Raw genomic sequence first — 20426 nt, forward strand, 5'->3', positions numbered from 1 at the left:
TTCACATTAATATGATTATCTAGTAAATGCTGCCGGAACCCCACCATCGATCGTCATCATACATCCCGTTGTCTTCTCGGATTTGGAAGATGCGAAGAAAGCGATGCCTTCGGCGATATCCCTCGGATAAATATTGACCAATAATGTGGTCCGTTTGCGATAATACTCTTCGAGCTCATTCGGTTCAATTCCGTAAGCCGCTGCACGTTCATTGCGCCAATTGGAATTCCAGATCGCTGATCCTTGTAAAATAGCGTCCGGAAGAATCGTATTAACACGAATTCCGAATTCTCCACCCTCCGCTGCAATGCAACGTGCAAGATGTGCTTCAAGTGCTTTAGCAGAACTATACGCGGCTGCATTTTTCCCAGCATAAACGGAGTTTTTAGAGCCAATAAACACCATATTTCCACCGATAGCCTGCTCTTTCATAAGTTTAAATGCTTCACGAGCTACCAAGAAATAACCTGTACCCAGCACAGAAATATTGAGATTCCATTCCTTTAAAGTCGTTTCCGCAAAAGGACTGGAAGTTGCAAGCCCAGCATTATTTACGATAATGTCTATACCACCATATTCTACTGCCGCTTCTGCATAGGCATTTACAACATCCTCTTCTTTGGTAACATCCATTTGTACAGCTATCGCTCGATTCTCACCATATTGCGCATTAATCTCCGCTGCAACTTTTTGCGCACCTGCTAGATTGAGATCTGCAAGTACAACATGTGCTCCTTCAGACACTAATCTCCGAGCAGTTTCACTACCTATGCCACCCGCACCACCTGTAATAAAGGCTATCTTCCGAGAGAATTCCGTTTCTGTTGGAGCTAGAGACAACTTATATAATTCAAGTGGCCAATACTCTACGTTATAAGATTCATTCTCGCTGAGAGAGACGAAATTACCAATAGATGTGGCTCCTCTCATCACAGCAATGGCACGATGGTACAAGGCACCACTGACCTTAGAGTAGGACCAACTTTTACCCGTATTGATCATACCAAGACCTGGGATTAATATGACACGAGGTGCCGGTTCGAACATAACATCCCCTTCATGCTTATTCTTCTCGAAATATGATTTATATTGCTCTATATAAGCACTTATCCCTTGGACTAGCTTGTTCTTAAGTCCTTCAACATCGTCAGCATTAGGCGTCCAATCTATGAAGAGCGGGACAACCTTCGTATGAACCAAATGGTCTGGGCAAGCTGCTCCAACTTGAGATAACCTAGCAGAGTCTCTACTATTTACAAATTGTAAAATATCTTCCTTATCATCAAAAGTTAAGATCATTCTCTTCTCATGACTTACGAGTCCTCTTATAAGGGGAACGATCTGTGCGACGATGCTTCTACGCTCCAACGTGGGAAGCGCTTTCGAAGAAAGTCCACCAAATAGCTTCGCTTCATTTATATGATTCTCAATGTAATGCTCCGCTTCATTAATAATTTCGATCGTTTTGGAGTAGCATGCTTCTGAAGTATCCCCCCAAGTTACAAGACCATGCTTCTCCATCAATACCAATTCAGCCTTCGGATTAGCTAATACGCCTCTAGCAATCATTTGAGAGAGTGTGAACCCTGGTCTAATATATGGAACCCAAACGAATCGATCTCCAAATATTTCTCGGGCAATATTCTGTCCGTTATCCGCACAACATATGCTAATAATGACATCTGGATGGGTATGATCGACATGATTAAATGGTAGAAAGGCATGTAATAACGTCTCAATCGATGCCCGTGGATGTTGCGCATCGATCATGCAGTGATTCAAATACTGAACCATTTCATCATCTGTCATATCTGGCTTGTCATATAAAGGACGGATATCTTCTAATCGTAGACCTGTGAAATTACGTGCTTTCATAGTCGCAAGATCTGAACCACTCCCTTTCACCCACATCACCTCGACTTCTCGACCTCGGAAATCCTTAACGATAGTCTTCATCGATGTGTTACCGCCACCCCAATTGCATACTTGGCGATCTTCTCCAATAATGTTCGAGCGATACACGAGCTCTTCTAACCCATTTGAACAACTAGCAGCTTCCAATTGACTCCAATTATTCTGCACCATTAGAAATAACTACCTCCAATAAATATTGTGTTTTTTATATTGTATTACATTTGTTTGTGTTTGAATACAACAACTCCAAACATAAACAAATATTAATTCAAAAATACACTTTGTGACATCTTTATCTCAATTTATATATATAGTCCTTTTATCCTTATTTTTATAATTAATAGGTCTAAATATATAGACTATATAGACTATATAGACTATAAGATGCTATTATGTGTGTTAGTAGTTTCCATATAATAAGGAGGATACATAATATGTCATGGTTTTTTAATCTACAGCTTTCTCAAAAGGTTATCGTTGGATGTTATCTCGTAGCAGCACTATTCTCAATTCCTGTCTTTGTAACCTTTATTGTTATTGGTAGGATTCTTATCGGCATTATACTAATCCTATTACTACTAGGCTTAACTTACCCCTTATCCCGCTTTATTGAGAGAACGCTTACATCTACTTTTGATGAAATAGCCATCGTTACTGCTCGAATTGCCCAAGGTGACTTTACCGAGCGTGCTAGCGAAACAGGTTCCATGATCAAATTAAATCAGTCCTTCAACAGCATGATTGACAAACTTACCAAGATTCTTAATGAAGCTTCTGTCATTACGAAGCAAGTTATGGGGACAAGCCGTGGAATTACAGACAAGAATCAAGAGCTTAAACTCGTTATGACACAGGTTGCCTCCTCTTCAAATGAATTAGCCATTGGCGCAAGTGAAATCTCTCAGGATATCGCTGGTATGACCGAATCCATTCAAGATATTGAAGAGAAAGTATCTAATTATACGATTTCAACGAAGAACATGAATGAACGTTCTATTCATACACTCAAGCTCGTCGAAAGCGGTCGTCAATCCGTTGAGATGCAAGCTGAGGGTATGAAGAAGAATATTCATGCTACACAACAAGTTGCTAGTACGATCCAGGCTTTATCCATCAACGCACAAGGAATCTCCAAAATAACAAAGTCTATTTCTGAATTAGCAGAACAGACTAATTTATTGTCCCTAAACGCTTCGATTGAGGCTGCTCGTGCTGGTGAGCATGGAAGAGGCTTTGCCGTCGTCGCTGCAGAAGTACGTAAATTAGCTGAAGAGTCAGCTGCATCCACACAGGGTGTATTCAGCTTAGTAAAAAGTATTGAACAAGATGTAAAACAAGCGATCGAGCACATTCATGTCAACGAAGAGATCGTTACACATCAGAATGAAATGATCCATGAAGCTGAACAGATCTTTACCCAAATTGTACAAAGTGTCCAGTATATCACCGAACAAATTTCTTCCTTCTCTAAGGAAAGTGATGTGATGTTGGAAAGCGCTCTTAAAATATCTTCTGCGATTCAGAATATTTCAGCTATAACTGAACAATCCGCAGCGGGTACACAGCAGGTCTCTGCCTCTATGACTGAGCAAATTTCATCAATACAAGCCGTTGTTGATGAGGCAGAAACGATGAATAGAGCCGTCTTCCAGCTTCAGAAGACCATTCATATTTTCAAATTCTAATTCAACATAAGGATCAACGCAAAGATGCCCGTTACCTAAACGGGCATCTTTGTTTGCTGTATTATTGTGTTTCATTACTTCTGATCTTCCGTCGGATCCTGATCATCATTATGATTAGCCGCCTTTGGTTTCACTTTATTCCTCCCTACCAACCACAGTGTTAACCATATAACACCCCCAACAAGTAAGACAGGCAAAGCCCCGAAGAGAATGACGACTATCCACTGGATTAATAGTGTCAGTACATTTATCGTCCCTTTAAGTGCATCGTTCGCCCGTTCGAATAAAGGTGCCTGTTCTTTATCAATTAAAGCTGGATCTACGATGCCATCTTGCTGATACAAGCGAATTTCTACCGTTGAATAGGATACATTATTATTGATATAACGCATTCTTCCCTTAATCAGCTCAATGTCCTCCTGAATTTTTCCTAGCTCATTCGCAAAGGTTACTAATTCAGTCGTCTTTGTTGCTTTTTTCATAAACTCCGTATACTGAGTCTCCATTAGTTCCTTCACTTTAAGACGAGACTCCAAATCTACATACTCTTCAGTTACATCCTGACCTTTAATACTTTGCTGAAATGATTCATGTTTTATTTGCTCTAGCCCACCTAGTAATGATGAGAAGCCATTCGCTGGAACTTTAATAATAAAAGTTCCTCCAACCTCATGTGTCGATTGATTCTCTGAGAACTCTACAATGTACCCACCTGAGAGTGATACTAAATTCCTCACTTCTGATTGAGCCACTGCGTAATCCTTGATGCGCATTACCAGATTGGCTGTGTAAATGAGCTTTTTATTCAATGCCTCCGCAGTTGAAGCGCTATTAAATCCAGCTAGTTGCTCAACCGGTAGAACCGGTGATGCTGCTACAGTCTGCAATTCCTTCTCTGTTGTATTCACTTGCTGCGCAAGGTCCGCGGTTGGCTCCGCTGCTGAGTCCCTATCTGCAGAAAACCCTGTTGATGTTGCCATATTCTCCATACTGCTCTCTGACTTCGCATCTGTCTTCGCTGACGAATAGTCAGCATTATCCGAACTTGATGACCCACAACCACTTAACAATATTGATAATAGCAGAATGCAAATAAGCCCCCGTTTACCCATACTCATTCCTCCCGCTTTCTTTGTTAATTCAGATCTATCTTATATAAGTTGTTCAAAAGATCTTCCTTTGAACATATACTTACATGTTAGACGTTTACAATACTTGGAAGGTTGCACGATAATAACAATATTTCTTGTCTGTATATGTGAACTATGTGTATAATAGTAACACAAACATACGTTTGCATTTATTGACATGTATGTATCCAATCAACTTTGTCAGTCACAGGAGGTTCTTATGAAAGGTTCCACGCATCTCGCCATTGGAACGGTTATCGGCATCGCTGCAGCTATGTATCATCCGTTTTCCGTTCATAACACTGCTCTTTATATCGCAGTATCCACCTTTTCTGCTTTAAGTGCAGATCTTGATGGAAACAGTATTCTAAGCTCTAGAATAGGTAAACTTTCCAAACAAATTCGTCAACTTCTTGTCTGGGGTAGCCTTATACTCACCTCAGTACTCACATTCTTATTTCTTTACGACCAGACATTTCACGCCGAATATACTATTGTCTGTCTGATCGCTTTACTCTTTGGTTTCATCACTAAAGAAGGAATCATACGCAATGCACTGATTAGTGCTATCGGAGGATTACTAATGTATGGTGGCTGGCATTTCAATATGAATTGGTTGATTGGGCTGGGCCTATTCATCGCTTGGGCACCTTGGCTGAAACATCGGGGAATGACGCACACGGTGTGGGCTCTATGCATATGGGGAATGATAAGCTATAGCATGGAACAACAGCTACAAGTAGATGGATTAATGGCTGTAGCGACGACCAGCTATCTCTCACATCTACTCGCGGATACATTAACACCACAGGGTGTGAAATGGTTGTATCCTCTTTATAAAAGATCCATAAAACTGCGGCTCTAATAGCCGCAGTTTTATTTCATATGAAATGATAGGTAAGCCGAAACTGATTAGGTGTCATCTCCTCTAGACGACGAAAATTATAAATGAAATAACTAGAGTTGGAGAATCCACACTGCAGCCCTATTTGTTTGACCGAAAGACTACTCGTTGCGAGTAACTTCTTAGCAAGGGTGATCCGAGCCTCCATCATATATTGAACAGGGGTTGTACCCATAATCTGACGAAACATTCGATTGAAGTAATAGATGCTATAACCGGAGACGGCCGCCATATCCGATAAGGAAAGTGATTCGTGGCAGTGATTCTGAATATAGTCTGCCGTTGTGCGTATTTTATCATGATGACCGGACCGTAAAGAAAACCATTCCCTTCACCCAATTCCACCCACTCTTGCTTATCATGAACAAATACAAATCCCTTCCCTTGAAAAACCATATGAAGATTGAATTGTTGTAGTTGCCCGCTTAGGCGATTCTCTGCATGCAAGGGATCTATATAATGCCCACATGCATCTGGATAACATGTATAACCTTTAAAGCCTGGATTCGGCAAAAAATACTGAACTCTCATTTATTTCACTCCCTACAATATCGCAAGATCCTGATATAGTTCGCAATATAATTCTATATTATCTTCTGCTTCATTGATTTACAATGAATTTAGGACTTTACCTATTCTTCAAAATAACACTATCATTGAAAGGATGTCATATAGAATGAATAACTTCTCTAAGATTCAAATGGGTGTGGATTATTACCCCGAGCATTGGGATCCTTCCCTATGGGAACAGGATGCTATCCAGATGAAGGAAGTTGGCATTAAAATTGTCCGTGTTGGCGAATTTGCATGGAGTCGATTTGAGCCTAAGGAGGGGCAATTTAACTTCGAGTGGCTAGACCGCGCTTTAGATCTTTTTCACCGTCAAGGTATTCAAATTGTTATAGGTACTCCCACCCATACTCCTCCTAGATGGCTTACTGAGAAATATCCGGATATTCTACCTATCCAAGCCAATGGACAGACGTATCATGCCGGTGTTCGTGGGCATCGTTGTTTCAACAGTGTTTCATTACATTCTTATGGATCACGCATCATTGAGAAGCTAACACTTCATTACAAGGATCACCCTGCCATCATTGGTTGGCAGACTGATAATGAGTTCAGCCTAGTGTATTGTCACTGTGAATCCTGTAACGAACAATTTCGTGTATGGCTTCAAGCCAAATATGGTACTCTTGAACAGTTAAATCAGGAATGGGGAACCGTGGTTTGGAGTGGTGAATACAACGACTGGAGCCAAGTAACGACACCTTATGGTGGATCACCATATCAGAATCCATCCTATCTACTGGACTTCTACCGCTTTCAATCAGCTTCCGTTCATCATTATCAACAGACTCAGATTGAGATCATTCGCGAGAATTGCCCAGAACATTTCATCACGCACAATTTTCATAGTTATCCACAAAAGCTGGACCTATACCCTTTAGGAGAGCAACTAGATGTAGCGGCCTTCGACTATTATCCGAATACGTCACCAGACAAAACATCTACAGGCCCATACAGTGGAGCGTTATCTCTAGATGTCACGCGAGGTATTAAACGACGTAATTTCTGGATTATGGAGCAATTAAGTGGACCTCCTGGTGGTTGGGGACCAATGTGGCGCACACCCTATCCAGGCTTCATTCGCGCCTATATATGGCAGACAATTGCTAGAGGCGCAGACACGGTTGTCCAATTTCGCTGGAGAAGTGCAACCATCGGGGCTGAACAATTCTGGCATGGATTGATCGATCACAGCAATGTGCCTGGTCGTCGATTTGAAGAATTCTCACAAGTATGTACAGAGGTGAATACACTCTCACGTTTATTGGAAGGAAGCGTAGTCCGCAATGATGTTGCTATTCTTCACTCTCATGACCAGCTCGTAGCTCTAGATATCCAACCGCAAGTCGAAGGGCTAGATTATTACGAGAATATCAAACAATGGCACCGAGCCTTAACCAAATTAGGTATTGGTACTGACGTTATTCATTGGACAGAGGACCTGTCTGGATACAAACTTATTATTGCACCAAGCCTATATTTAATGGATTCAACGGTTGCTACCTCTCTAGAAGCTTTCGCGGCAGCGGGAGGAACATTAATTATTACTCACCGAAGTGGTGTGAAGAATCTGAATAATGTATGCCTTATGGAGCCTTTGCCTGGCATGCTATCCTATTGTGCTGGAGTTCATGTAAGTGAGTATGATCCGATTGCCAACAGCCTCCATCACATCATTACAACGGATGAACAGACCTATTCCTCCACACAGTGGTGCGACATATTGCACCCGACTACAGCAGAGGTAGTAGCTACGTATCATGATGATTTCTATGCAGGGAAAGCGGCGATTACCGTTAATAGCTTTGGCAAGGGAAAAGTATATTATTTGGGTACCCATCCCGAGGAAAATTATATGAAATCACTACTTCATCAGTTAGCAGTAGCGCATGATATTCCACATTTCCCCGATCTACCAGAAGGTGTTCAAATATCTGTACGCATGCGTGATTCTCAAGCATTCTTCTTCCTATTAAATTTAAGTAGGGAATCTCGAAGTATTATCTTAGATCATCCGTATAAGAGTGTTCTCTATGATGGGATAACACATGAAGGAACACTAACTTTAGAACCTTATGGGGTAGAAATTTGCAAACGGTTTCCAATTTGATTACTGTTAATATATAGTTTGTCGAAAAGATAATATCGAGGAGGACAATAGATGAAATACCGTTTACTAGGGGATACAGAACTGAAGGTTAGTGAAGTTAGCTTTGGAACTTGGGCCATTGGAGGAGATTGGGGAAATTCTAATGATCAGGAAGCCATTTCCGGTCTTCAGCGTGCTATGGATGAAGGTGTTAACTTCTTTGACACGGCAGATGTTTACGGTTCGGGGCATGCAGAGGAGTTACTAGCTACAGCCACGAAAGGTAAAGAGGATACTGTACATATTGCCACCAAATTTTGTCGTGCAGGCGATGTTCAGAATCCAGCCAATTATTCAGAAGAAGCGATTCGCCAATATTGTGAGAATAGTCTAAAGCGTCTGCAACGCGAAAGAATCGATTTATATCAGATTCACTGTCCACCACTTGCCATTCTAAAGGATGGTGTAGTGTTTGAAGTACTAGAGAAGCTACAACAAGAAGGAAAGATCCGTCATTTCGGTGTCAGTGTAGAGACGATCGAGGAGGGCTTATTCTGTCTGGACGTTCCGGGTCTGAAAGCACTTCAGGTCATATTTAACTTACTACGCCAAAAGCCAGCGAATGAACTGTTTCCAAAGGCTCATGCAGCTGGTGTAGGAATTCTTGTCAGATTGCCTCTTGCGAGTGGACTGCTTACAGGTAAATTCAATGAGAACAGTACATTTGCTGCAGATGACCACCGAAACTTTAACGCGAATGGAGAACAATTCAATGTAGGTGAGACATTCGCCGGGTTGCCTTTCACCAAGGGAGTAGAGCTTGCAAGGGAACTTGCATGGATCGCAGAAGGTCGGGGAGATATGGCACGCGCATCTATGCGCTGGATTCTTGAGAACCCGAATATCACCTGTGTCATTCCTGGATTTAAAAACGTCCTCCAAGTAGAGAATAATCTAGGTACCGTTGACGTGCCTGCATTTAGCACAAAAGAATTGGATCGATTACGTTCATTCTATGAGAATCAAGTAGAAACACATATTCGGGGAGCTTATTAGGATTAATTAGCACTATTCAAGTATGCGACCAGCCATAGGGACAGTCTCAGGATAACTATTCTGAAGGCTGTCCTTCTCTCATTTCGCCTTGACTGAAGTTGACGAATCTCATCGTCACACTAGACTTATCGGAGGTGTTCCATGCTTTATTTCACTTTGGCTTCAAAAGCTTATTCGCGGAATCTTCAATACCGCGGTGCACACATGTTACATAATGTGGCCAGTATGCTGTTCGGCTATATTTATGCTTGTGTCTGGATCGGCATTGGTCAGGATCGTTCGTTAGGAGAATATGGGGTACATGGCATGGTGGCATATATCGCTTTCACTCAAGCCTCCCTATGGGTTTCTGGATTCACAACGAATGGGCTGGGCATTCCTCAATCGGTACGTACAGGTCAGATCTCTCTAGACCTCATGCATCCTATTCATTTGTTGTATTCGGACAGCATAGTCAGCTGTGGTGGGATTTGCCAGTGAAGGATTCCTACGACATTCTGGCACAGATGTATAAAGTAGATCCGAAGGATGCCACGAAACGATTAGGTGAACTCTCCGAATTACTAGATTTACATGAATTCTGGATGACTCCCGTCCGCAAATTGTCATTAGGTCAACGTATGCGTGCGGATCTAGCGGCATCCATGCTTCATGACCCAGACATTCTTTTTCTAGACGAACCTACCATCGGTTTAGATGTCACCGCCAAACGCAACATTAGAACCTTTCTGAAGACTTTGAATCAAGACTTCGGTAAAACCATCCTGCTCACCACTCACGATATGGACGATATTGAGCAGTTATGTGAAAGAGTGATGGTCATTAACCATGGCGAGTTAAGCTATGATGGGACCATTCAGCGACTTCGGAACAAGATTGGGCTACCCACTTTATTTCGAGTCACGTTTAACAGAGAATTCAAGATTCCCATAGATGATCACTCCCATTTACCTGCTACATTCCAACTGTCAGATACAGAAACGATTCGAATTATGGAAATCAATGATTATTCCATCACTATTGAAGCTAACGGACAAAAATTGAAAGCGATGGATATTCTTCGTTACATGAGTCATTGGGGTGAAATCGAGGATATTCATATGGAGGAGCCATTATTTGAGGATATTATTCATCGAGTCTATTAGATCATTAGTAAAAGCAACCATCTTCATAATTCTAGAAATCTCACTCTTAAAAACTTGTGATACTGCATTCACGATTTGCATCGCATGCTCATAAGATGGATCTTTCATTTCCAAAGTTTACGTTCATATTCACTCCTTAATATACAAACCTATGCGATTTTTTTCTTTTAGTTGTATTTTCAAGATGTTTGACGCTATAATGATACAAAATGTATCACACTACCTAGTGCTGATCTACAATACAATTTATATCATGTTAAGTTATTTTTATGTCTCCATTTTATAGGGTTATGATGCTTAGGGAGGAAGATGAATGAAGATTGAGAATCGAATTGCAGAATTGCGAGAGCAGAAAGGATGGACGCAAGAAGAAGTATCTACATCTATCGGGATCAGCCGTGCAGCATTATCCCACTACGAGAAAAGTAGACGAAAACCAGATTTCGAAACATTATCACAACTAGCTGATTTATTCCAAGTCTCCATTGATTATTTAATTGGAAGAAGAAATATCCCCCACAACATCTCGGAATCCGGAGAGCAAGAAATAGTAGAAGAATTAGATCCATTGAACGACAACACTTAAGATCATTCAGGAACAACAAAAAGGACTGATCTCAAAGGTCGATACTTTGACCTTTGTGACAGTCCTTCTTCTCATTATTTATTTTTGATATCCTTTCAAAGAGACACTGAAGCTATAGCTACGGTTCCCGAACAGTCTGTATTCTGGATGAGGTCTTGAACCCCAGCTATCATCACCACCAACACCCATTTGCTTGTAATTAATCCGAACGACTGTTGCATCAGACTTAGGTAACTTATAAGCATGGTCCGCAGCTTCAACTTCTGTTGGTGTATAAGGAAGAACATTCAGTTCGAACCGTGGAGATCCTTGAATAAAGAGCCCTACTTGTTGATTGTTCTCAATCGATGCGTAACGTACTTCTGTCTTATTCCCACATTCTTGTGGTCGTAAATAAGGAACCCACTGCTCGCTCACCTTACCAGAATATAGACCTACAGGTGCACCTGTATTGCGATCCCACTGATTCTCATGGGGTCCTTTACCATACCATTCTATTTGATCAAAGGAGCCACTCATCGCCAATAGTAATCCTATCTCAGGGATATCTGGAGAACCTTCTCCTGGGAGAAGATCCATATCCAAGATGACTTCTCCATCTCTATGGACGGTGTACGTAATGGTACATAATGAAGTCGTTGGAGTAGGGAGCGAATAAGATGTGATCAACTTCACCGTATGCTCTTGTATTTCGTAAGCAAACTGAACTAGCGTTCTTCTCGCGCCTGCCTCCCGCCACGTCCCACTACGTTCCTCATGACCATTCCCTCTGTCGTTATCCGTTAACGCACGCCAGAAGTTCGGAATAGGTGCTTGTTGAATTAGCTCCACACCCTTCAATTGGTACGAAGACATTTCACCTGTGAGCTTATCGAATTGCAAGAGGAACTGCTCACCACTTACTCTCAACACTTTCTCCTGGTCCACAACCTCCAATAAAGGAAGAGCATCCGACTGAGACGTAGATTCAACCTGCTCCCAAGCTATCGGTAACACAACGAATTGGTCATAGGCAATTTCATGCCCTCGCTTGGCCCACGCTGTATCTTCTTTCAGAACCAAACGCAACGTTAGAATATATTCTGATCCAACCTGACCTATCCCTGGGATAGCCTTTTTCAGATCAATCACTTCTGAGGAATTTGGATTCACAGAAATCGTCGTACGCCCTTCTTGTTCAATAACCCCATTGTTCGTCAACTGCCATACTAAATCGTAATCTGATATATTGGTAAACAAATACTCGTTCGTAATCTTGATCCGACCTTGTTGTATATCTTCACTTGTAAATTTCACATTCTGGTAACACTTCTTCGTTTCAAGTAACTTGGGAGTTACCGTCCGATCCGCAAAAATTAATCCATTCCCACAAAAAGTCCCATCATGCGGAGATTCACCGAAATCACCGCCATAAGCTAGATAAGGTATCCCACTGTCTGTCTTAGTTAAGATGGATTGGTCAATCCAGTCCCATATGAAACCACCTTGCAGAATAGGATAACGGTCAAATAACTCCCAATATTCATTCAGCCCACCACAGGAATTCCCCATAGCATGACTATATTCACACAGAATAAATGGCTTTTGTGGATTGTTACGTGCATATTCCTCAATTTGATGTACTTGAGTATACATTTGGCTCTCAATATCAGATGCAGCCTCGGAAGGTCGGTAATGGAACACCCCTTCATAATGTACAAGCCGGGAAGGATCTACTTCCTTCAAAAAGTCATACATCGCAATGAAATTATCTCCCCCGAAGGATTCATTACCAAGTGACCACATCACAATGGAAGGATGATTCTTATCCCTTTGGAACATCGTATTACACCGGTCAAGAACGTTAGCCTTCCATTCTGGCTTACTGCCTGGGATGGCGTCCCCAAGTTCCTTTTGACCATAGGTCCAGCTACCATGCGTCTCTAGATTTGTCTCATCAATCACGTATAGTCCATACTCATTACACAGTTCATACCACTTCGGATGATTCGGATAATGTGAGGTACGCACGGAGTTAATATTATGTGATTTCATCAAAACAATATCAGCAATCATATCTTCTACACTGACCGCGCGGCCGGTACGAGGAGAGAACTCATGGCGATTTACACCTTTAAATACGATAATCTCACCATTGATCTTCATCAATCCATCTTCGATACCGAATTTACGGAAGCCTACCTTACAGCTAATGAACTGAACCGTATTACCATTAGCATCTTTCAACTCAAGTACTAATGTATATAGATGGGGCTTCTCGGCACTCCATTTCTCAGGATGATCTACACGAACTGAACCTTGTAACAGCGTAGATGGCTTATCATCAAGGGAAGAAGCTATACTTAACGGTTGCTGTAATATCGACTGATGTGCATGATCATACAAAGCTGCCTCTATACTAATCAGCCCTGCATTCACTTCTGTATAATTATTGACGGTTGCTGTAATGGATAGTTGACCATTCTGTAGATCATCTTCAAGTTCAGCTTTTGCGAATAAATCATAAATATGGACATTAGGTGTTGTAAATAAATATACATCGCGAAATATACCACTCATCCGCCAGAAATCCTGATCCTCAAGCCAACTAGCATCACACCAGCGATATACCTCGACAGCTAATTTATTCTCACCGGGCACTAGGTAAGGCGTCAGATCAAATTCTGCGGGTGTGAACGTATCTTCACTATAACCAACTAAGTCACCATTAAGCCATACGTAGAAAGCCGATTCAACCCCTTGAAAGCTAATAAATACAGGGTTATCCTCCCATGCTTCAGGTACTGTGAATGTTCGTACGTACGACCCTACAGGATTATACTCTGTTGGAGCAAAAGGCGCCTTGATGTCCTCTCTTTCAGACCAAGGATACCGAACGTTAGTATACTGCGGATAATCATATCCTTGAAGCTGCCAATGGGAGGGTACCGAGATCGTATCCCAATCACTACAATCCACATTCTGTTTATAGAAATCAACGATCCGTTGGTCTGGGTTACTCGCCCAAGCGAAATTCCAAGTCCCATTCAATGAATGAACATTAGCCGATTCCTCTAATTTTCCAGCTAAAGCTTCTTCCAGCGATTGATATGTCATTAATGTCGCGTGGGCGTCCATCCGATTTAATTGAAAAATTTCAGGATTGTTATTCCATTCAGGATAACCGTTTGCAGGTGCTTTATAAACATATTTCTGTTTTGTCACACAAGTCACTCCTAATCTCGTATTTAAGATATACTATCACTATATTCACATTATAATAATGAAATCGTTTTATTTCTATTTAAGGATTTTCGCATCTATATAACAATATGAAACTGGAGGATCAATATGGATTCCATTGCATTTCCAATCATAACCGAATTTGATTCCAACCTTCCTATCTATCTGACTAGTGCAGGGCACTGGGATCATCAAGGTCCCATTTCTCGTCCTGAAGGCTTCCATTGTTACCAATGGCTACAAGTTATTTCTGGTGAAGGGGAACTGCATTTAGAGGGATATACCTATCCTGTCACAACGGGGCAAGCCATTTGTTTGTACCCTAACATATCCCATTCCTACCATGCGATATCAGAACCTTGGGAATTGAACTTTATATCTTTTGACGGTAACCTCTGCAGTACATTATTACAACAAGCTGGTATTCATCAATCCGGTGTTTTTTCACTTAGCGATAGTGATGCAATTATGGCTCATTTAACGCACTTACTAACGATTACAAGTTCAGAACGTTCCTATCTGAGTACGGAATGCTCTAAAGTTCTATATACGCTTGTACTCGATTTGACCAAATACGTTTATACGCATAACGATAATACCCAGCAGAATGTTCTCCGATTACAACCCATCATGCAATATATGAAACAGAACTGTCATCAGTCGATTACCATTGATCAGATTGCAACCTATGCAGGATTTTCCCCTCAATATTTATGCTCTCTATTCAAAAAGACGTTACATATTCGACCTATGGAATATATGAATCGGGAAAGAATTACTAGAAGTAAGGAGTTAATGTTCCTCAACCCTGCTAAAAAGATACACCAAATTGCTAAGGAATCTGGTTATGAGCATCCTAGTTATTTCTGTACCGTTTTCAAAAGATTAGAGGGCATGACTCCTGAACAGTTCAAAAAGTCCCACGGGCTGTAGCTGTAATCAACCTACTCTTACAACACTTCAATCCACAACAAACAAGGACCCATCCATTAACTGGAAAGGCCCTTGCTCTTATTATCTCTTCTTCACTACTGACGATACAGATCACATGAATTATAAATAAACTCGTTTAAGTTCCTTACCCGATTGGTAAATTCCCGAAATCATTTTCTGTGTCTTGAGTGCTTCTTTACCGTCAATATAGAGCGCTCCACCACTCTTCAACGAGTCATAGAAATCATTAATTTGTTTCAAATGGCTGACTCCCCAGTACATTTTCACACCTTCACCGTAATCGATCTCTTCATTTGGATTCTTGTCTCTCGTTACTCTTTTTCCATCATTATATACAATAGTTGCTTTTTCGCCGATCATTTTGGCGATGCCATTCTCGCAATGAACCTCAATCTCTACAGGAGCGTCATAACTATGATAATTGATCGCAAAGAAACCACCGAAGATACCATTCTTAAATTTCACTACACCTTCAACACTATCTTCAACTTCTATAATTTCATGTGCACGATTGCCAATCTGAGCATCAACATATTCAACTTCTTCACCTACGAACCAACGCATCAAATCCATCGTATGAATGGCTTGGTCAATCAGAACACCGCCACCTTCTTTAGCCCATGTCCCTTTCCAGTCACTCTTGCTATAATATTCGTCTGAACGATTCCAAGTTACCGAACACTTTGCACCAAGGACTTGTCCAAGACTACCATCTACAATTGCATCCTTGATCAACTGTGATCCGGGATTGTAACGGTTCTGAAAGATGACTCCTAATGTAACACCGTTACTCTCACATACATCCACCATGTTCTGTCCATCTTCAGTTGTAATACTCATCGGCTTCTCAGTAAGTATATGCTTACCTTTACTCGCCGCATATGCCGTCATAGGAGCATGCAAATAATGTGGAGTACAGATATGAACAACATCAATTTCTTCCTTATCTAACATTTCCTCATAGCTTGTATAGTAACTACAATTAAATTTCTCGGCAGCTTGCTTAGCACGATCTTCTTTGTTGTCACATACTGCAACTAGTTCAGCATCATCAGATAATTGAATGGAAATGGCATGCATTGGAAAAATATTTCCACATCCAATAATGGCTACTTTGAATTTACTCATAATTAAATCTCTCCTTAATCATTATTATGATTTCGTATTCTGTGTACTATCCTTGCACTGTATCCAACCATGCCTTTGCAATAAGAGCATGACCTGCTGCTGTTGGATGCACACCATCCCCCGCCCAATAAGCCGGATCAATCTGTGTACTTGCCGAAGCAAATAATCCGTCGAGAGGGACATATAGTGTCTGGAACTCACGTGCCAAATCACGAATTGCTTGAATTTTAGGATCTAAATCCTCTCTCCATGTCTTACGATCTTCAGGTACTGGTAAACAAAAAGGCTCCACAAGAATCAATTTGGCATCTGTATGCTCGTTGGTGCGTTCAATCAATTTGCGATATCCTTCATAAAACTGCTCAACAGAGGTAGCATCATCATTGTCATAACGCCGCCACACATCATTAATACCGATGTATATTGACACCCATGCCGGATTTAATCGTAAACAATCTTCTTCCCATCTTCGATCGAGATCAATAACACGGTTACCGCTTATTCCACGATTTATGAAATTGGTATTCTTCTCCGGATATTTACGACCCCATTCTGCAGCTGCAAGAAAAGCATATCCAGAACCTAAGCTACCATTATCCGAATAATTTCTTCCACAATCCGTCACACTATCCCCTATAAAAAGAATAGTTTTATTATTTTCAATCGAAATCATACACATTCCAACTCCTTTACCAATATTTATTCCTAGAAACATCTACTCTATTCTACTACAACAACACCGTCTATTAAAGATGTCTCCAAGAATGAAAAGTGGAGAGACTTCCGAGTTATCCCTTGTAAACGCGGGACTCTTTCATACCCGATTTATTGGGAGATTTCCCTTTATATTTGTTCGCTCCAGAATATGGTTTCTGGTCATTCGATGCCTTCTGTTTAGGTTTGATCGGTTCCGCTGTAATCAGCATTGGATAAGGATGACCCTTCACTTCAGGGATACTCTTACCAATTAATTTCTCAATATCCTTAAAGAACGGCATTTCTTCAATCTCACAGAAGGAGAGGGCGATCCCACTCATTCCTGCTCTACCTGTACGCCCGATACGATGAACATACGTTTCCGAGATATTGGGTAGGTTGAAGTTGATTACATGGGACAACTCATCAATATCAATTCCCCTTGCAGCAATATCTGTTGCAACCAGCACTCTCGTTATACCACTTTTGAAATTACTTAGTGCAAGTTGCCGAGCCCCTTGTGACTTATCTCCGTGAATCGCCTGAGCTTGTATATTCGCTTTGGATAGTTCACGTACCACACGATTAGCACCATGCTTCGTTCGTGTAAATACGAGAGCCGATGTAATGGATGTATCCTCTAAAAGATGAGCCAATAACTGTTGCTTATTTCCTTTATCCACAAAATAGACAAATTGCTCAATCTGACTTGCAGTAGAAGACACCGGGGTAATCTCCACTTTCACCGGATCAACCAGTATCGATTTCACCATTTTGGATATTTCTGGTGGCATCGTAGCTGAGAACAACAATGTTTGTTTTTTAGCAGGGATTTTTGAAGTTATTTTTTTCACATCATGAATAAAGCCCATATCTAGCATCCGATCAGCTTCATCCAGTACGAATATTTCGATATACTTAAGATCAACACATTTTTGATTCATTAAATCGATAAGCCGGCCTGGAGTCGCAACTAGAATATCGACCCCCTGATTTAAGGCCCGCTCCTGTGTCTTTTGCGATACGCCACCATATATTGCACTACAGCGAATATCGGTGTAACGCGCGTATGATTCAATATTGTCATGAATTTGAAGTGCAAGCTCTCTTGTTGGCGTTAGAATTAAAGAACGAATACGGCGTGGAGTATTTCTATCACTTTGCCGCTCGATTAGTAATTGTAGAATTGGCACAGCAAATGCTGCTGTTTTCCCTGTTCCAGTCTGGGCACAACCAAGTAAATCTTTCCCAGCCAATATAGCCGGAATCGCCTGTTCCTGTATTGGTGTTGGCGCAGTATAGTTCTCATCCCCAAGTGCTTTTAAAATTGGGTGTATTATTTTCATATCAGTAAATGTCATGTTGTCTCCTCATTCTTTAATAATTATATTTTTAAGTAGGAATAAGGTTAATTCCCTTATCCTAAGGTCGTTTCAAAAAAAGCATACAAGCCACACAAGGACGTGACTAGGTTGATCCCAGTACACGTCCTATTGTATCAATACATCGACTCATCCATCCATTATAACACTTTGTCGAATATGTAGTATAATTATCTTCTTAGCAAAAAAAATCTCTTATTTGAGGAGCGCGAATAACCCGTGAATATTCAAATAACACCACTGGCTAAAGAAAAGTTAATGGATGCACTTGGAGACCAACCAGGATACTTCAAGCTTTTTTTTGATACCGTAGGTTGTGGCTGCGATGGAATAACTGTACTCTTGATTATGACCCAACCAGACATTGGTGATATAGAAATAGAAGCTAACTCTCTTCCGTTTCTTATTAATCTGCAGCAAGAAATATATTATGAAGATGTGATGTCACTTGATGTGGATCCCAATTTCCCATCCTATAAATTATCCAGTCATTCAACCATTTACAGTAGTAACGTGAAGACTAGAGATATTCGTTAGAAAAAGCCAAATAAAAACAAGGCCACTGTATTTCTACAAGTACCTTGTTTTTTATTTATAAAAATATATTTAAGTTATGCAAACGAAGGTTTATGTTCATAAACAGTTCCACTAAGCACTTTAACATACTCCTTATCGCTTCCTTCAACAGAAGGTCCAACAAATAGTACTTTACCTTGAATTTTGCGGGCATTTGCTCGCATACGTTTGGCTTGTGGTACTGAACTTCCTCTAGCTACGGATTCATTACTAATTGCGGACGTTCCATCCTTCACTACCCAAGGCCCTTTGGCGGGTAAATTAAGTTGAGATTGCCGAAAGTTGTCGTTATTATTCATTTGGTTTCCCCTCCAACTAAATGCCTTATGGTACGAAGTAATTCATCATTATATGAGACAATATCCTCAAGGTTCCCTTCTGGGATCATTTCAACACCAGAAATATGAACGGAAAGGACATGCTCCTTACCTAAAGGATAACATAGCACATATACGTCCGCAACTTCCTTTCGCTTGAAAAACGTCCACTTACCACTATTATATACATCAAGTACATAAATGGATTGTGACTTTTGATCCATAATATTCGTATTAAATGGATAAAATTCACCCCTGCCGACATTCCCACCAACTTGTCGAAGCCCGTCAGTTCCGATTGTCTGCCAGAAGGCCGCACCTGTGACTCGACAATTAAGTGGTGAAATAAATGAATTACGAACAGCTTCACTTAAAGCATGGTATTTCTGATCTTCTGGAACCGTAACATTTCGGTTGAATTCCCAAAAAAAATGAAGAATACTTTGTTTTCTCTGCAATTCCTCCTCCTTCTGCTTAAGAAGCACATTTGGATCCAAATAATGTTTCTCACGCTCAATAATATCTAATATTTTGATGCAAGCTGAAGTAACCGCTGCTTCATAATTACGATCGTTTCTACATTCATATTCCAAAATTGTTAAACCCGCAAGATCTGAGAGCAAATGGAATTGTGTTATATTCATATCATTGATTAGATCGTCCCTATGAGTTACTTCTTGTGGGACCATGCAAAACACACGATTCCTTCTCAGTTTGCCCCAGAATAACCCCATCTCAAAAATCGTATTATCCCTCGTAATAAAGACATGCTTTCCACGAATAAGAGCAACATCATCTGGAGAGAATACAAATATCCCGTAATCACTCTGATCCAATATACGTTCTAAAGATTCCATCGTATATTCATTAGCACCAAAGGTTCCTGCAAACCATGGTGTTACTTGAACTGATCTTCCAATTTGAGATTGAATCGCACTTGCGTACCTAATAGATTCTCTTGCAGATCCAATGAATAAATTCGGCTTGATATGTATGGTAGACAATGGCGTGTCTCCTTTTTGAGAAATTCACAAAAATTCATTATCACCCATTATACAGTATTACCATATTT

At 40.8% G+C, this 20426-nt stretch carries 15 protein-coding genes and 3 pseudogenes; 9 read left to right on the plus strand and 9 right to left on the minus strand.

What is annotated here, in order from left to right:
- Window positions 1-15: 15 nt before the first annotated feature.
- A complete protein-coding gene (locus AC1TO9_RS07270; RefSeq protein WP_482058749.1) occupies window positions 16-2085 on the minus strand; it encodes a bifunctional aldolase/short-chain dehydrogenase in 2070 nt (689 codons plus the stop codon).
- 263 nt (window positions 2086-2348) lie between these two features.
- Between AC1TO9_RS07270 and AC1TO9_RS07275 the strand changes: the two genes are divergently transcribed.
- The gene (locus AC1TO9_RS07275; RefSeq protein ID WP_482054176.1) at window positions 2349-3599 is read left to right on the plus strand and encodes a methyl-accepting chemotaxis protein; all 1251 of its coding nucleotides are present in this window, start codon (window positions 2349-2351) and stop codon (window positions 3597-3599) included.
- A 74-nt stretch (window positions 3600-3673) separates the two neighbouring features.
- On the opposite strand, the gene AC1TO9_RS07280 is transcribed toward AC1TO9_RS07275, so the two are convergent.
- Complete coding sequence (locus AC1TO9_RS07280) at window positions 3674-4711, minus strand: DUF4349 domain-containing protein (protein ID WP_482058750.1); 1038 nt, start codon at window positions 4709-4711, stop codon at window positions 3674-3676.
- A 238-nt stretch (window positions 4712-4949) separates the two neighbouring features.
- On the opposite strand from AC1TO9_RS07280, the gene AC1TO9_RS07285 reads away from it, so the two are divergent.
- Window positions 4950-5594 carry a metal-dependent hydrolase gene (locus AC1TO9_RS07285; protein ID WP_482058751.1) on the plus strand — a complete coding sequence of 215 codons (645 nt, stop codon included), beginning with the start codon at window positions 4950-4952 and terminating at the stop codon, window positions 5592-5594.
- A gap of 16 nt (window positions 5595-5610) precedes the next feature.
- Here AC1TO9_RS07285 and AC1TO9_RS07290 read toward each other — a convergent pair whose 3' ends face one another.
- A complete protein-coding gene (locus AC1TO9_RS07290) occupies window positions 5611-5823 on the minus strand; it encodes a helix-turn-helix transcriptional regulator (protein ID WP_482058837.1) in 213 nt (70 codons plus the stop codon).
- Between the two features lie 486 nt (window positions 5824-6309).
- Between AC1TO9_RS07290 and AC1TO9_RS07295 the strand changes: the two genes are divergently transcribed.
- The 5 genes and pseudogenes from AC1TO9_RS07295 to AC1TO9_RS07315 form a co-directional block, all read left to right on the plus strand.
- The gene (locus tag AC1TO9_RS07295; protein ID WP_482058752.1) at window positions 6310-8313 is read left to right on the plus strand and encodes a beta-galactosidase; all 2004 of its coding nucleotides are present in this window, start codon (window positions 6310-6312) and stop codon (window positions 8311-8313) included.
- Window positions 8314-8364: 51 nt separating this feature from the next.
- A complete protein-coding gene (locus AC1TO9_RS07300; protein ID WP_482058753.1) occupies window positions 8365-9348 on the plus strand; it encodes an aldo/keto reductase in 984 nt (327 codons plus the stop codon).
- Between the two features lie 141 nt (window positions 9349-9489).
- Window positions 9490-9783 (plus strand): annotated as a pseudogene (locus tag AC1TO9_RS07305) (hypothetical protein); the annotation flags it as partial.
- Window positions 9783-10493, plus strand: a pseudogene (locus AC1TO9_RS07310) (ATP-binding cassette domain-containing protein); the annotation flags it as partial. The pseudogenes AC1TO9_RS07305 and AC1TO9_RS07310, both read left to right, overlap by 1 nt.
- 313 nt (window positions 10494-10806) lie before the next feature.
- Window positions 10807-10999 (plus strand): annotated as a pseudogene (locus AC1TO9_RS07315) (helix-turn-helix domain-containing protein); the annotation flags it as partial.
- 158 nt (window positions 11000-11157) lie between these two features.
- Here the strand turns inward: AC1TO9_RS07315 and lacZ are convergent.
- Window positions 11158-14283, minus strand: a complete 3126-nt coding sequence (gene lacZ / locus AC1TO9_RS07320; protein WP_482058754.1) for a beta-galactosidase, LacZ type — start codon at window positions 14281-14283, stop codon at window positions 11158-11160.
- A gap of 126 nt (window positions 14284-14409) precedes the next feature.
- Between lacZ and AC1TO9_RS07325 the strand changes: the two genes are divergently transcribed.
- Window positions 14410-15234, plus strand: coding sequence for an AraC family transcriptional regulator (locus AC1TO9_RS07325; protein ID WP_482058755.1), 825 nt, complete (start codon window positions 14410-14412; stop codon window positions 15232-15234).
- A 120-nt stretch (window positions 15235-15354) separates the two neighbouring features.
- Here the strand turns inward: AC1TO9_RS07325 and AC1TO9_RS07330 are convergent, their stop codons facing one another.
- The 3 genes from AC1TO9_RS07330 to AC1TO9_RS07340 all read right to left on the minus strand — a co-directional run bounded on the left by AC1TO9_RS07330 (window position 15355) and on the right by AC1TO9_RS07340 (window position 18440).
- Window positions 15355-16383, minus strand: coding sequence for a Gfo/Idh/MocA family protein (locus tag AC1TO9_RS07330; protein ID WP_482054184.1), 1029 nt, complete (start codon window positions 16381-16383; stop codon window positions 15355-15357).
- 46 nt (window positions 16384-16429) lie between these two features.
- On the minus strand, window positions 16430-17056 hold the full coding sequence (locus AC1TO9_RS07335; protein ID WP_482054185.1) for an SGNH/GDSL hydrolase family protein: 627 nt from the start codon (window positions 17054-17056) through the stop codon (window positions 16430-16432).
- A 115-nt stretch (window positions 17057-17171) separates the two neighbouring features.
- Entirely contained in the window at window positions 17172-18440 is a 1269-nt protein-coding gene (locus AC1TO9_RS07340) for a DEAD/DEAH box helicase (RefSeq protein ID WP_482054186.1), read from the minus strand.
- A 240-nt stretch (window positions 18441-18680) separates the two neighbouring features.
- Between AC1TO9_RS07340 and AC1TO9_RS07345 the strand changes: the two genes are divergently transcribed.
- Entirely contained in the window at window positions 18681-18998 is a 318-nt protein-coding gene (locus tag AC1TO9_RS07345; RefSeq protein ID WP_482054187.1) for an iron-sulfur cluster biosynthesis family protein, read from the plus strand.
- Window positions 18999-19072: 74 nt separating this feature from the next.
- Here the strand turns inward: AC1TO9_RS07345 and AC1TO9_RS07350 are convergent, their stop codons facing one another.
- Together AC1TO9_RS07350 and AC1TO9_RS07355 are read right to left on the minus strand one after the other, a co-directional pair.
- Entirely contained in the window at window positions 19073-19336 is a 264-nt protein-coding gene (locus AC1TO9_RS07350) for a hypothetical protein (RefSeq protein WP_482054188.1), read from the minus strand.
- Entirely contained in the window at window positions 19333-20358 is a 1026-nt protein-coding gene (locus tag AC1TO9_RS07355; RefSeq protein WP_482058756.1) for a TIR domain-containing protein, read from the minus strand. The genes AC1TO9_RS07350 and AC1TO9_RS07355 overlap by 4 nt, the downstream gene beginning before the upstream one ends.
- Window positions 20359-20426: the final 68 nt, after the last annotated feature.

Source organism: Paenibacillus sp. Y916 (assembly GCF_056786435.1).

Excerpts from the sequence above, each read along its gene's own strand:
- AC1TO9_RS07270 (WP_482058749.1), bottom strand. The coding sequence starts at position 2,085 with ATGGTGCAGAATAATTGGAGTCAATTGGAAGCTGCTAGTTGTTCAAAT.
- AC1TO9_RS07275 (WP_482054176.1), top strand. The coding sequence starts at position 2,349 with ATGTCATGGTTTTTTAATCTACAGCTTTCTCAAAAGGTTATCGTTGGA.
- AC1TO9_RS07280 (WP_482058750.1), bottom strand. The coding sequence starts at position 4,711 with ATGGGTAAACGGGGGCTTATTTGCATTCTGCTATTATCAATATTGTTA.
- AC1TO9_RS07285 (WP_482058751.1), top strand. The coding sequence starts at position 4,950 with ATGAAAGGTTCCACGCATCTCGCCATTGGAACGGTTATCGGCATCGCT.
- AC1TO9_RS07290 (WP_482058837.1), bottom strand. The coding sequence starts at position 5,823 with ATGTTTCGTCAGATTATGGGTACAACCCCTGTTCAATATATGATGGAG.
- AC1TO9_RS07295 (WP_482058752.1), top strand. The coding sequence starts at position 6,310 with ATGAATAACTTCTCTAAGATTCAAATGGGTGTGGATTATTACCCCGAG.
- AC1TO9_RS07300 (WP_482058753.1), top strand. The coding sequence starts at position 8,365 with ATGAAATACCGTTTACTAGGGGATACAGAACTGAAGGTTAGTGAAGTT.
- AC1TO9_RS07325 (WP_482058755.1), top strand. The coding sequence starts at position 14,410 with ATGGATTCCATTGCATTTCCAATCATAACCGAATTTGATTCCAACCTT.
- AC1TO9_RS07330 (WP_482054184.1), bottom strand. The coding sequence starts at position 16,383 with ATGAGTAAATTCAAAGTAGCCATTATTGGATGTGGAAATATTTTTCCA.
- AC1TO9_RS07335 (WP_482054185.1), bottom strand. The coding sequence starts at position 17,056 with ATGATTTCGATTGAAAATAATAAAACTATTCTTTTTATAGGGGATAGT.
- AC1TO9_RS07340 (WP_482054186.1), bottom strand. The coding sequence starts at position 18,440 with ATGACATTTACTGATATGAAAATAATACACCCAATTTTAAAAGCACTT.
- AC1TO9_RS07350 (WP_482054188.1), bottom strand. The coding sequence starts at position 19,336 with ATGAATAATAACGACAACTTTCGGCAATCTCAACTTAATTTACCCGCC.